The organism is Corynebacterium limaceinasi, assembly GCF_046717465.1.
Taxonomy (GTDB): Bacteria; Actinomycetota; Actinomycetes; order Mycobacteriales; family Mycobacteriaceae; genus Corynebacterium.
Window position 1 is genome coordinate 908309 of record NZ_CP177100.1, and the last position, 13353, is coordinate 921661.

A 13353-nucleotide genomic window follows, 5' to 3' on the forward strand; every position below is an offset into this window, starting at 1 on the left:
AGGACATAGTAGTACGCCTTCGGGGGACTACTTCTTTTTGTCCTTCTTCTTGCCTTTCTTCTTATCCTTCTTTGTAGACGAGGCCTCTAGCTTGGCAGCTACATCCGGTACGTAGCGGAACTCTTCGCGGTCTGGGCGCTCGTAGGTCTTGCCATCGGAATCGGGACGGTGTGGGATCTCCGGCAGCTCGCGCTCGATCTTCTCGTAAGGGATGGTATTGAGCAAGTGCGAAATGACGTTGATGCGCGAGCGCTTTTTATCCTCGGACTCCACGGTGTACCACGGTGCGGTCGGGGTATCGGTGTGGATGAACATGGCATCCTTGGCGCGGGAATAATCCTCCCAGCGAGTAATGGATTGGAGATCCATGGGGGAGAGCTTCCAGCGGCGCAGCGGATCATTGCGGCGGGATTCAAAGCGCTTAATCTGCTCTTCATCAGAGACAGAGAACCAGTATTTGCGCAGGATAATGCCGTCTTCCACAAGCATCTGCTCAAAGGTGGGAGCCTGGTGCAAGAAGCGGACGTATTCTTGGTCGGTGCAAAAGCCCATGACGCGCTCAACGCCGGCGCGGTTGTACCAGGAGCGGTCAAAGATGACGATTTCGCCCTTGGTGGGCAGCTTTTCTACGTAGCGCTGGAAATACCACTGGCCCTGTTCGCGCGAGTTCGGGGCCGGAAGCGCCTCGATGCGGCAGGTGCGGGGGTTGAGGTACTGCGTGATGCGCTTAATGGCAGAACCCTTGCCGGCGGCGTCGCGGCCTTCCATGATGATGACCACGCGGGCGCCGGTCTCAACAACCCACTGTTGCATATCGACGAGCTCTGCTTGCAACCGCTCGAGCTCTTTTTCGTAGGCCTTCTTATTCAGCTTCTTAGGGGATGTGCTGCTTTTGGTGCTCATTCTTCCAGCTTAACGGCTTGGTGGCACTATCTAGAAAACTGGTGTGCCCTCGTTGGAGTGAGAACCCAGCCACAGCTTGTGCGGGGTATATGCAGCAGGCTTAGAGGCCGGGCTCGCCGTAGCGAGTGGTATTAGAAATATGGCCGAGCCCTTCGACGTCGATGGCTACCGTATCGCCATCCTGGAGGAATTGTTGCGGGTCGCGGGCAAAACCAACGCCTTCGGGCGTACCGGTCACGATGACATCACCGGGGTTGAGGGGATAGAGCTGCGAGCAGAATTCGATGAGGCCAGCGATGGAAAAGATGAGGTCATCAGTATTGTCCTGCTGGCGCACCTCGCCATTAACCGTGGTGGTAAGGCGCGCGTTACCACCTGGCGCCCATTCATCAGGGGTAGTGAGCCAAGGTCCAAAGCCTGCGGTGCGGTAAAAAGACTTGCCTGCGTGGAATTGGCTGGTCTGGCGCTGAAAATCGCGCAGGGTGTAATCATTCATGATGGCATACCCCGCCACGTAATCTAGTGCATCCGCGCGGGTTACGCGGTGCGTGCGCTCGCCGATGACCACCGCAAGCTCACCCTCATAGTCCAGCTTCTGGGTAGCGTATTCGGGGATATAGACGTCATCGAAGGGGCCGGTCAGGGCATCGGCGAACTTGATAAACAGCGTGGGGTGCTCGGGAAAGTCGCGGCCCATTTCCCGGATATGCTTGGCGTAATTAAGTCCTACGCAGATGATTTTTCCTGGCGTTGGGACGACTGCTTCTAAATCATGCTGATCAAAGACTATCGGCTCGCCAGATAGTTGTGCGGCCTTGCGCCAATCTTCGCTGCGCAGCAGCGCCCCTACGTCTTCGTAGTCCAGCTCCACACCCACATTATCGCCTTCAATGCGGATTGCGGAGGTGCCGAACGCGGTGCGAAGAGTAGCCAATTTCATGCCAGCTAGTCTAGCGCACTCCTTATTTCTGCTACCGCGTCAGCGCAGAGGCTGGGGATCTCCACCTTTTCTTGCTTGGACCACGGCTTGAGCACAAACGATGACGGATCCATCCGGCCTGGCGGCCTTCCGATGCCGATGGAAAGACGCTGATAGTCCTTAGTACCGAGCGACTTCGTAGTAGAGCGCAGACCGTTGTGCCCGTGATCGCCACCGCCTTGGCGCAATTTCACGGTCCCGAAGTCGAGCTCTAATTCATCGTGCACCACCACAATATCTGCGGGTGCCAGATGGAAGTACTGGGCGAGTGCCTTGATCGGCCCACCAGACAGGTTCATAAAGGACCGTGGTTTAGCGCAGATGACCTTGCGGCCGGATAGCATTCCTTCCGCGACCTCGGTATTCGTCTTCTTATGCACCGAAAAGCTGCTCATTAATTCACCGGCGAGCTCATCCGCAACGTCGAAGCCGATGTTGTGCCGCGTGCCGGAATATTTCGGGCCAGGATTGCCAAGGCCTACTACGAGTAGTGGAGTCACTGCATTATTGTCGCATAGATTGAAATTCTATTGGAAATACAAACCTATGCGGCACTGAATATGAACTTGAGTAGTAAGCCCAGAATTCGTGAACTTGCCGGACAAGATTTATAAAACCATCTATAAAACCACGACATCGCCGTGAGCAGCAATGCTCACGGCGATGTGTGCTTGAGGGGGTGAGAAATTACTCCTCGGAATCGTCGGATTTGGAGGACTCGCCCTCTTCGTCGACGGAGTCGGCACCAGCGTCGGCTCCGCCTTCCTCAGCAGCCTCAGCGGCCTCTTCGAGCTCCTCGTCAACCTCAGGCAGGGAGATGGAGAGGATAACGGTCTCTGGGTCTGCCACCAGGGTAGTGCCTTCCGGCATGGTGATGTCGGCGGCGGTGATGACCTCGCCGTCCTCGAGGCCCTCGATGGACAGCTCGATCTCTTCCGGAATGCTCAGTACGTCAGCCTCAACCATGAGGACGTCTGCGTCCTGGATGTGCATGGTGCCCGGTGCGGACTCGCCGGTCAGGGTAATCGGAACCTCAACCTCGACCTTCTCGCCGCGCTTAATCAGCAGCAGGTCAACGTGGTCGATGTCCATGGTGAGCACGTTCTGGTCAACGTTCTTGACCATGGTCAGGTACTGCTCACCCTCGATCTCGAGCTCCAAAACGGCGTTGACACCGTTGTTGCGAACGAGGGACTGGATGTCCAGCAGGGGCACTGCGAAGTGTACTGGCTCCTGGTCGCTACCGTAGATTACGCCGGGAACTTTCCAGTCGCGGCGCAGGCGGCGGGCGTAGCCCTTGCCAAAGACGGTACGTGGTTCTGCTTTAATGATTGGGCGCTCTGCCATGATGCAATCTCCTTTGTCGGTGTAGTGCGGCGAGGCTATCGAAGTTATAAAAACGACGAAAGCCTGCCGATGAACGTCTTGGACGAGTCATCGCAGGCGTCAATAAAAGCAACATGCTCTAACTTCAATCGCGTCGATAACGGCTTCCCAATTTTTGAGTCGCCCTCGCCGAGACTGAGTTAGATTAGCATCTCTCGGTCGATGAAACCAAAACCCGCCCCGTTAGTCTTCCTTCGCGCCCGTCCCGCCCGTCGCGCCCTTCGCGCTCACCGGCGGCGCGTATGACTGTAGCTCGGGTTGCGCGGTGAGCGCGAGGGGAGGGTGGGGAGAACGGCAGGCGGTAGTGCGGTAGTGCTTGCGTATACCTGCGACGCCCTTGGCGCTCACGGGGATGGAAAACACCGACACCCCGCCGTTCACGGTGAGCGCGAAGGGCGGGGTGTGAGGTGTAGTGCGATCGGTGGAACGCTTATGCGCGGTCGAAAAGGGTAGTTACAGAACCGTTTTCGAAGATCTCGTGGATGGTTCGAGCCAGCAGTGGGGCGATGGACAGGACCTTGAGGTTGGACCAGCCTTCGGTGGACTGCGGCAGGGTATCGGTGGTGATGACTTCCTCGGCACCGCACTCGGACAGGCGCTCGCGGGCGGGGTCAGAGAATACGCCGTGGGTACAGGCGATGATGACCTTCTTTGCGCCCGCTTCCTTGAGCACGCGCACGGCGCCGGCGATGGTGCCACCGGTGTCAATCATGTCATCGAGAAGCACGCAGTCCTTGCCCTCAACTTCGCCCACAACGCGGTTGGAGACCGTCTTATTGGCCTCGGTATTCGAGCGGGTCTTGTGCACGAAGGCCAGCGGGGCATCGCCCAGGTCGTGGGCCCACTTTTCGGCGACCTTCACGCGGCCGGCATCGGGGGAGACGACGGCGATGTTATCGGTGGCGTACTTGGACTTGATGTAGTCCGTCAAGATGGGCTGGGCGTGCATGTGATCCACTGGGCCGTCGAAGAAGCCCTGAATCTGGTCCGTGTGTAGGTCCACCGAGACGATGCGGTCCGCACCGGCTGCCTGCAGGAGATCTGCGACCAGGCGGGCGGAGATGGGCTCGCGGCCCAAGTGCTTTTTATCCTGACGCGCATATGGGTAGAACGGCAAGATCGCGGTGATGCGCTTGGCGGAACCACGCTTCAACGCATCGATCATGATGAGCTGTTCCATCAGCCACTTATTGAGCGGCTGGGAATGCGATTGCATGACGAAGCAGTCAGCGCCGCGCACGGATTCTTCGAAGCGGATGAAGATCTCGCCATTGGCGAAGTCCCGGGCGGTGGTAGGAACCAAATCGGTGTTAAGTTCCTTTGCCACTGCCTCTGCCAATTCTGGGTGTGCGCGCCCAGAAAAGAGCTTCATGTTTTTGCTACTACCAGTTACCTTACCAGTCATAGGAGAATATGCCCCTTTACTTTTCGTTGTCCTGTGCACAGGCTGCGGCTTCTGCCGCTGGGGTGCCCGGACGCTTCTTTTCAACCCAGCCTTCGATATTGCGCTGTTTGCCACCGGAGACTGCGAGTGCTCCCGCGGGAACATCGTCTTTAATTACTGTACCCGCACCGGAGTACGCGCCATCACCGACATTGACTGGAGCGATAAACATCGTATCCGAGCCGGTGCGCACGTGGCTGCCAATGGTGGTGTGGTGCTTGTTCACACCGTCGTAATTGACGAAGACAGAGGACGCACCGATATTGGATTCCTCGCCCACGGTGGCATCACCAATATAGGTAAGGTGCGGCACCTTGGTACCGCGGCCGAGCTCGGCATTTTTCGCCTCCACGAAGCCGCCGAGCTTGCCGTCTTCGCCCACGATGGTATTCGGGCGAATAAAGGTAAAAGGCCCAATCTTGGCGTTGACGCCGATGACGGAATCGCTGCCGTGTGTGCGGACCACGGAAGCGCCTGTACCAATCTGCATATTCGTCAACGTGGAATCCGGGCCGATCTCGGCATTATCGGCGATGCTCGTCGCACCCCATAGCTGAGTGCCGGGGTGGATGGTGACATCGGTGCCGATGGTGACATTAACGCCGATCCAGGTGGTCTCTGGATCGACGATGGTGGCGCCACCGCGCATGGCCTTTTCCACCATGCGGCGGTTGAGCTCGCGGCCGGCAGCGGCCAGCTGCACGCGGTCATTGACGCCGGCTAGTTCCTGTGGATCCGCGGCCACGTGCGCACCCACGCCATGCCCGGCGGTGCGGGCGATTTCGAGGACATCGGTAATGTACAGCTCGCCCTGCGCATTATTGGTATCAAGCTTGGTCAGGGCATCGCGCAATGCTGCCGCATCGAAAGCGAAAACACCGGAATTGACCTCATCAACCAGGCGCTGTTCTTCGGTGGCATCCTTGTGCTCCACGATGGCGGACACAGACCCATCCGTGTCGCGAATGATGCGGCCATAACCGGTGGGATCTGCAAGGCGCATGGATAACACCGTGACCGCATTGCCTTGAGCGGTGTGGGTATCGCGCAGCCCCTCGATGGTTTCTGGGGTCAAAAGCGGCACGTCACCATTGGTAACGATGATGGTGCCTTCGAAATCAGAAATCGGGGAAATCCCGCAGGACACGGCATGGCCGGTACCGCGCTGTTCATCCTGCACGGCCTGCACGATCTCACGGTCTAGCTCATTCGAAATCTTTTCTACGACGGGTGAGACCTGCTCGCGCTGGTGGCCCACGACGGTCACGAGATGGTCCGGATTGATTCCCGCCGCGGCGTGCAGCGCGTGTCCAAGCAGCGTGCGACCGCCAATTTCGTGCAAAGTCTTTTGCTTTGTGGATTTCATGCGCGTGCCGGCACCCGCCGCGAGGACGACGACGGCACTTGGAATAGTTGCTTCCACGGTCAACAAAACTCCTGGGGGTTGAGTTTGATTAGTTCTTCGGGCTTCATCTTATAGTCCCTATTTCAACTATGTGCGAGAAACCTCCTTAAGGCTGCCCGCGCGCCACACTCCAATAAAGCCAACGAGCGCCAAGAAAATCAACGCCGCTTCTGGTCCCGCGAGAGCAATGACGGAGGAAATACCACCCATGATGAGCAAAATGATGCCCATCATTGTATTCGCGGCACCCACGTACTGCGTCCTTTTATCGCCGCCCGCCATATCCACCACGTAGGTCTTTCGGGCCACGCGGACTGCCGTATGCGCGAGGTTGACAGCAAAGAAGCCGAGAGGCATGACCCAAGCATTCACGGAGTCTGGGGCCCAGTGGGAACTAGCCACGATGAGCAGAATGATGACGGAGGAAATGGCCGCACCAGCCGCCATAGTGTTCTTGGAGGATCTATCCGAAAATATGCCAGAAACGCGCCCGCCTACGAGCGAAGCCAGGCCGGAGGCAAGCACGAAGCCGTAGATGCCGGAAAGGTCATCGTGCAGCAGTATGATAAATGCGGTAGAAAGCGCCGAGACCAGCAACAGAGCGCGAACGATGACGAAGTTGCGGAACTGGGCATCGCCAGTAAAAAGCTTCCAGGTATCTGACCACCAGCTCTTATCGATGCCTTCTTGTTCCCCCTCCGGCACTGGCTCTTCCACGTGCGAAAATACCCACGTGGCAATGCCCCAAGTAGAAGCGCCGACCAATAAAACGATGCCCATAGTGGAAATCGTGAGATCCCCCAAGAGGAATAAGATGACACCGGCCAGCAGGGTGGCCCCGCCGCCCAAGGCCGCTGCGGATCCGGTGACCCGGCCGCGCTGGCCCTTGGAAATCGTGCGCGCCTGCACGTCCTTGCCGGCGATGGAACACAACGCGCGGAACAGGGAAAGCGCCGCCAGGGCGAGAAGCACGACCACGCCCAGCCATGCGCCGCGGATAAAGAATGCGGCAAGGGCAATCACGGCGGCGGAGATGGCTTGGCCGGTCGAGCCGATCATCCACAGGCGCTTGCGGGCGCGGTGCGTGGTCACCCAGGGGGTAAGAGCGGCCTGCGGCAGCATGGAGCCAGATTCCCGGATAGGGGTAAGCAGGCCGGTAAAGAAGGCGGGGACGCCTGCCGCATTAAACAGCGCTGGCAGCACCGTTTTGGAAGCAACGATCTGGTCGCCTAAATTTTGCAGGCCATTGGACCAGATGAAGTACCTAGCATTTGAGTTAGACATGAAAGAACTTTCGAGGGACCTGACCCCCAGATGGTGGACACCTTGAAACCAGCATCTCGCTGGGGAAGTGAGGTACCTTTCCACCATGCCACGCAAGACCTACACCGAGCAGTTCAAGCGCGACGCAGTCTCGTTGTACGAGTCGACCCCCGGAGCAACGCTCAACGCGATCGCCTCCGATCTCGGGGTCAACCGCAACTCCCTGCGCACCTGGCTCGACGCCTTCGGCACCGGCACCAAAACCAACGCCAACGGTGAAAAAGTCGCCAGCCCCATTGCCGCAGCCAACAGCGCACGCACGCCTGCTGAAGGACTCTCCGACGCCGAACGCATCCGCGTGCTGGAACGCGAAAACGCCAAGCTCCGGGAGGAACGAGAGATTCTCCGCAAGGCGGCCAAATATTTCGCGGAAGAGACGAACTGGTGAACCGCTTCCGGTTCGTTGATGACAACCGAGGCCTCTACGAGGTCAAGCGGTTATGTGAGGTTTTGAAGATCAACCGGTCCTCGTATTACAAATGGAAATCAGCTGCTCCTGCCCGCCGGCGACGCGTCCTTGACGACGCGGTGCTGGGAGCGAGGATCAAGGCCGTGTTCACGGCCGAGAACGGTTGTTACGGGGCGAAACGCGTGACGGCGGCCATCAATTCCGATCCAGCCAACGACGACCTTTTCAATCACAAGCGCACCGCCAGGTTGATGCGCCAGATGGGCCTGTTCGGCTACACCAAAAAACGCCGGGTGAAGACCACCGTGTCTGCGAAACGGGCTCCGAAGTTGCCCGACCTGCTGAAACGCCGGTTCACCGCGGAGAAACCGAACACCATCTACGTCGGCGATATCACGTACCTGCCGATCGCGGACGGGTCGAATATGTACCTGGCCACCGTCATCGACTGCTATTCGCGGCAGTTGACCGGTTTCGCGATCGCCGACCACATGCGCACGGAGTTGGTCGAAGAAGCTCTCACGATGGCCCACGGGGTCCGAGGCAACCTTGACGGGGCGATTTTTCACTCCGATCATGGCAGCGTCTATACCTCTGGGCAATACCGGAAGCTGTGTGAACGATTCGGTGTCACCCAGTCGATGGGAGCAATCGGGACGAGCGCGGACAACTCGTTGGCGGAGTCGTTCAACGCCACGCTGAAACGGGAAGTCCTCCAGGACGAGTCCGTTTTCCCAAGTCAGCTCGTATGTCGTCGGGACGTGTTCCGGTGGTGCACGCACTACAACACCAAGCGCTTGCACTCGTGGTGCGGCTATCGCTCGCCGAACGCCTTCGAAGCCGCCGGATCAGCTACACTTACTATCGCATCTTGATTAAATCCCCGTGTCCACTTTCCGGGGTTCGGGCCCGAGATAACCGAGACAAAGCGGGATAACACTGTAATCCGGTCAGAAGAGACCGTCGATCAACTTTACTCGCTTCCTACCCCTGGAAAGGGCGAAACCGCTGCGATCGGCTATGTTCAGTAGTTGTTATGCATGACGTGGATCCCCTCATCAACACGATGTACCAGGCCTTCGATCTGATCGGAGTGGCCTTGAACGGCATCATCGGTGGCACGATTGCTCGCCGCCGCGAATTCGACATCGTGGGATTTATCTTCCTCGCCTTATTTTCCGGCCTGGCTGGCGGCATGATCCGCGACATGCTTATCGATGATGGCCCTGCCGCCGCTATTTCAGATCCTTGGTACTTGGGCCTTGCCTGTGCCGGGGCGCTGACCGCCTTCCTCATGGAGCTGAAGGGAAAGGCGTGGGAGATTTTCCGCGAGCACGGCGATGCCATCATTTTGGGTATGTGGTCTACCACCGGTTGTGTGAAGGCACTGGCTGCGGGTATGCCCATGATCCCGTGCGTGTTTTTAGGTGTCTTAACCGCCGTCGGCGGGGGAATGGTCCGCGATGTCGCCTCTGGACAAATCCCGTCCATTTTTGGCGGCAGCCCCCTCTATGCGGTGCCTTCTATCGTCACAGGCATCGTCATGGTGACCTTTGCATCCAATGACCAATTCGCCATGGGGATGGTGGTTTCCCCAATCATCGGCAGTGGCATGGCCATCATTTCCTACTGGCGGGGATGGGTCCTGCCCCGCGCCGGAGTCGCGCCAGTGAACTACACCGCGGCACAGGTGGCCGCGATTGCGAAGAAGGCGGAGCTAAAAGGCTTTCGCCGCGGTCGGCGCAAACGCTAGCGGTTTAGACGGCGCGTAGGACCGTACCGTGGCCGACTTTAAGGCAGGTTGGTGACGATGGCGATGATGACAAGGATAATAAGGACAAGAACGCTCCACCTAAGGAACGGATCCTTGGTTAGGGGCAATGGCTTCTGGGAATCGTCATCACCAGGTTCCGGGGTAGACGTGGAGTGTGGATCGGTCATGGCAGGAATCCTTTCGAGTGCAACATTGCCGCAATGCTAGTGAGGGCGACTATAAGCGTCGCCCTCAAGCAAGAGCAAGGTCCCTCGGCGGAGTTGCGCTAGTACCCTGTGGGGTGCGACTACAGATTATCCACTGCGTACTGTGCTTCTTCTGCGGTGAATTTTTCACCGTATTCGCTGACGAGTTGGTCATAGATAGCATTGGGTGACATGCTCATCGTTTCTTCGTAATCGCGGGCCGTTTGAAGAGCATTATCGTGGTAGTCCGCTTCCAAATTATCAATGGCGTACTGGGCGGCTTCCGGGCTGAATTGTTCGCCGTACTCGCTGCTGAGCTGGTCGTACAATCCCTGCTTGGACATGTGCATGGTATCTGAGTACACCTTGGCACTCTTCAAAGCATTCTTGAATTCGCGCGGGACATCTTGGTCTTCGCTTCGTTCTTCTGGCTGATTGTCGTGCTCATCGCGAGCATCGTCGTCCGCGTTTATTTCTTGGGCTTCTTCCTCCGGGGCGGCCTCTACAGTGCCTTGCTGGGTGGTCTGGTCCGTAGAGCTTTCGCTGGTTTTATCGTCGCTACCGCCCATATTGGCGATGATGGCGATAATGATGAGGACACCGATGATGATTGCGCCCCACTTGAGGCAGCCGCCCTTTTTCTTTTGGGGCTGCTCAGAAGCCGGCTGCCCAGCTGCTGGTTGACCAGCCGGTTGAGAATTATCGGAATAGGGGGATGGAGAGGACATGGTGTGGGTTCCTTTCAAAGTGAGTGAGAGAGGGAAAGAGGAAAGTTTTCCGACATTGGCTGCAAAAGCGCAGCAGTGGTCGAGAGCGATTAGCGCAGCGGATCCTTGGCAACGGACGGTACTGTCTTGAATATCTCCCAAATCAACGACAATGTTGCAGGAATAGAACTCTCGGACTGGAGTGCCAAATCCATTGGGAAAATCAACGTGGCCGAAGGCGTGGTATGTACGTGGCGATTCAGTTATTGAATCTGCCGACTGGATATCAATATCTTCTGGAAAACTGACTCCACCGGGGTACTTGGCACGGCGGGTTACATCCTCGCGGCATTTGTCTAAAGCGGCCTCAGTGTCTTGGGCTTCGCTTATTTTCAGCATGGAAAAAATAAAGGCCACAAACACCACGAGGGCGGCCCCAATAAACAATAGCCAGAACCAACCACCGCTTTAAAAGCGGCTTTTCCACGTTTGCTGATGGAAGTGGCGCAGGAGTTTCAAGGGAGGGAGACGAGTAAGGAGAGTTGTCCAACGCTTTGGTCTTTCGGAAGAGAGATAATGAGTGATTATTGCCGATGCACACCCCCAGCATCTGGCTGTAGTGTGAAGTAGCAATGGTTTAACTAAATCAACTGGTTCGGACATAAGTATGCAGGCGAGCAAGGAAAATCGCCTATGTGTACGAAAATTGTAGATTGCCTTGACTTTCCTTGGCTTAAAGTAGGGTAAGGAAAAGATTTCTATGAGAGTGGACGTAGTAATTATTGGTGGCGGATTCGCGGGCACTTCTGCGGCTATTACCTTGGCTCGCGCGAATCGGTCTGTCGCGTTAGTGGACTCAGATCAGCCACGCAATAGGTTTAGCGAGCATTCCCACGGAGTTTTAGGATTCGAATCTGCATCGCCTGTTCAAATGCTGGAAAGTGGCCGCCAAGAATTTCAATCGTTCGGCGGAGAGGTCATCCCTGAAACTGCGAAGTCGCTTATGCCTGCTGAGGACCACTCGCATAGGTGGAAAACCGAATTGGAAAGCGGCGACGCCATTTACTCGAGCCATGTAATCGTAGCTACAGGTATCACTGACAAATTGCCGGACATCCCTGGCCTTGAACAGTTGTGGGGCAACCGGGTCTTTCACTGTCCTTATTGCCATGGTTATGAGGCCAAAAATAAGAACCTGGTCGTTATTGGTGGGAAGAACCCTCCATTTACTTTCCGTATAACGAAGCTGCTCACTAAGTGGACGGATCGAGTGACTTTCTATCCACATGGGCTGGAGCTTTCCCAGGATGAAAAACGCCTTATGGAATCGCTAGGAATCACAATTGAACCTAATTCGGTGCAAGGGGTTAGAGAATCTGAACGCTTTGATGGCGGCGTAGTACTTGACGTTGGGCAGAAAAAGAAGGAATACGAAGCTTGTTTTACCGGTCCCGAATTTGTTCCTAATGACTCACTACTTAAGCAAGCCGGATGCGCTGTAGAACACGGTTGGGTTAAAGCGGACTCTGGGATGACGTCACTGGAGGGTATTTGGGCTGCAGGAAATGTCATAAGCTCCCCAGACCAAATGCCGCAAGCCATGGGCGCTGGAGCCGCCGTTGCCATTAAGGTGGATCAGAAGATGTTTGATGAGGATATCTCCGGCTGAAGGATTTATACTTTTGTTGCTCATGCTGGAGATTGGATAGTGGTGGCTTCTCCTCAAAGAACAAACAAGTGGTGAACCGAGATGCGTTGGGAGTCCTTGCTACCCGATTTTTCGAGGGGGCTATCTTGTGTGGGCCATTTTTCGCTAGCATGTGATGATGCGCTTTTCCTACCTGGCTGTCCCTACCGTGACAGCGTGTTTATTGTTAGCGGCTTGCTCGAATCCAGATAGTGGGGAGACGAATCAGGCTGCGAATAGTTCCGACTCTGCGTCGACCTCCAGTGCCGGCGCACAGTCAAAGGCGGCGAGCGAACAGCACACGGAGATTCCGACCGCAGATGCCGATGCGGCGCAGCTACTGGCGGGGATGACTATTAGCAATCTCGTCGATAAGCAATCGCAAGAGGTGGCCCGCACTGCGCTTGCCGGTGCCGGAGTGCCACAACAAAGCATCGATGGCTTTTTTGAGCTGGTAGACGAATACAACACTGCTGTACCGACGGACAGCATGGTGACCGAAGGCTTCGCGGAGTACAGGAAGCAGGACCCAGAATACGATGTGGAGGCCATTTCAAAGGCGTGGAATGACCACCATGCGGATTATGTGGGTACCAATTGCCGCATCAATACCTTTACCCTGGCGGATTCGCTCTTTTCCGTTGATGACCAGGACAACCCCAATGACTCCTTGTTGTTCCTAGACCAACAGTCCCTAGACAACGCGCCGGATCAAATCTTTGATGAAGCCGAGCGCGCCAAGTTTGAGGCCTTCTATGGGAATGTGGAAACTACCATGGAGCAAGATCCCGGACAGCACATTGCCGATATCAAGGCTTATTTTAAAGACCGCGGCATCGAGTTTGCGGATACAGATGCCCGAGTGGTGTCGGTATTCTCGCACGATACCTTGACAGAACCGGCCACGCTTTTCATCGGGCATACCGGCGTTGCCGTGCCGTATGAGGATGGCTACCTATTCTTGGAGAAGCTTGCCTTCGACATGCCTTATCAGGCGGTGACGGTGAAGGATATGCAGCAGCTTAATGATTACCTGATGCATAAATACGATGACGGCCCCGATCTGGAATACGGCCAACCCATTATCTTTGACAATGACGACGTGATAGAAGGAATGCGCTACGCCAAGAAGTAAAAGGGCAGTTTAACCC

General features: G+C 56.4%; 13 protein-coding genes. 4 read left to right on the forward strand and 9 right to left on the reverse strand.

What is annotated here, in order from left to right:
- Positions 1–27: 27 nt before the first annotated feature.
- The 7 genes from ppk2 to ACLI1Q_RS04575 form a co-directional block, all read right to left on the reverse strand.
- Positions 28–903: a polyphosphate kinase 2 gene (gene ppk2 / locus ACLI1Q_RS04545; protein ID WP_239269142.1), complete on the reverse strand. Its 876-nt coding sequence runs from the start codon at positions 901–903 to the stop codon at positions 28–30.
- A gap of 100 nt (positions 904–1003) precedes the next feature.
- Positions 1004–1843 (reverse strand): fumarylacetoacetate hydrolase family protein, encoded by an 840-nt coding sequence (locus ACLI1Q_RS04550; RefSeq protein WP_302518755.1) that lies wholly within the window; start codon positions 1841–1843, stop codon positions 1004–1006.
- Positions 1844–1848: 5 nt separating this feature from the next.
- A complete protein-coding gene (pth, locus tag ACLI1Q_RS04555) occupies positions 1849–2382 on the reverse strand; it encodes an aminoacyl-tRNA hydrolase (RefSeq protein ID WP_239269140.1) in 534 nt (177 codons plus the stop codon).
- 187 nt (positions 2383–2569) lie between these two features.
- Entirely contained in the window at positions 2570–3229 is a 660-nt protein-coding gene (locus ACLI1Q_RS04560) for a 50S ribosomal protein L25/general stress protein Ctc (protein WP_239269139.1), read from the reverse strand.
- A 469-nt stretch (positions 3230–3698) separates the two neighbouring features.
- Entirely contained in the window at positions 3699–4673 is a 975-nt protein-coding gene (locus tag ACLI1Q_RS04565) for a ribose-phosphate diphosphokinase (RefSeq protein ID WP_005279993.1), read from the reverse strand.
- A 16-nt stretch (positions 4674–4689) separates the two neighbouring features.
- Positions 4690–6135: a bifunctional UDP-N-acetylglucosamine diphosphorylase/glucosamine-1-phosphate N-acetyltransferase GlmU gene (gene glmU / locus ACLI1Q_RS04570; protein ID WP_411697111.1), complete on the reverse strand. Its 1446-nt coding sequence runs from the start codon at positions 6133–6135 to the stop codon at positions 4690–4692.
- Between the two features lie 69 nt (positions 6136–6204).
- On the reverse strand, positions 6205–7401 hold the full coding sequence (locus tag ACLI1Q_RS04575) for an MFS transporter (RefSeq protein ID WP_239269138.1): 1197 nt from the start codon (positions 7399–7401) through the stop codon (positions 6205–6207).
- Positions 7402–7486: 85 nt separating this feature from the next.
- Here ACLI1Q_RS04575 and ACLI1Q_RS04580 point away from each other — a divergent pair.
- Both ACLI1Q_RS04580 and ACLI1Q_RS04585 read left to right on the forward strand, forming a co-directional pair.
- Positions 7487–8724, forward strand: a protein-coding gene (locus tag ACLI1Q_RS04580) for an IS3 family transposase (RefSeq protein WP_284853453.1) whose coding sequence is annotated in 2 segments (ribosomal slippage) — positions 7487–7814 and positions 7814–8724 — 1239 coding nt in all. Because the reading frame shifts where the segments join, the coding sequence is not laid out codon by codon here.
- A 161-nt stretch (positions 8725–8885) separates the two neighbouring features.
- Positions 8886–9602, forward strand: a complete 717-nt coding sequence (locus ACLI1Q_RS04585; RefSeq protein ID WP_239269137.1) for a trimeric intracellular cation channel family protein — start codon at positions 8886–8888, stop codon at positions 9600–9602.
- A gap of 38 nt (positions 9603–9640) precedes the next feature.
- Here ACLI1Q_RS04585 and ACLI1Q_RS04590 read toward each other — a convergent pair whose 3' ends face one another.
- Positions 9641–9790 carry a hypothetical protein gene (locus ACLI1Q_RS04590; RefSeq protein WP_239269136.1) on the reverse strand — a complete coding sequence of 50 codons (150 nt, stop codon included), beginning with the start codon at positions 9788–9790 and terminating at the stop codon, positions 9641–9643.
- Between the two features lie 119 nt (positions 9791–9909).
- Positions 9910–10536: an Ltp family lipoprotein gene (locus ACLI1Q_RS04595; protein ID WP_239269135.1), complete on the reverse strand. Its 627-nt coding sequence runs from the start codon at positions 10534–10536 to the stop codon at positions 9910–9912.
- A 739-nt stretch (positions 10537–11275) separates the two neighbouring features.
- Here ACLI1Q_RS04595 and ACLI1Q_RS04600 point away from each other — a divergent pair.
- Both ACLI1Q_RS04600 and ACLI1Q_RS04605 read left to right on the forward strand, forming a co-directional pair.
- Positions 11276–12184 (forward strand): NAD(P)/FAD-dependent oxidoreductase, encoded by a 909-nt coding sequence (locus ACLI1Q_RS04600; RefSeq protein ID WP_239269134.1) that lies wholly within the window; start codon positions 11276–11278, stop codon positions 12182–12184.
- 367 nt (positions 12185–12551) lie between these two features.
- Positions 12552–13337, forward strand: a complete 786-nt coding sequence (locus ACLI1Q_RS04605) for a DUF4300 family protein (RefSeq protein WP_239269133.1) — start codon at positions 12552–12554, stop codon at positions 13335–13337.
- Positions 13338–13353: the final 16 nt, after the last annotated feature.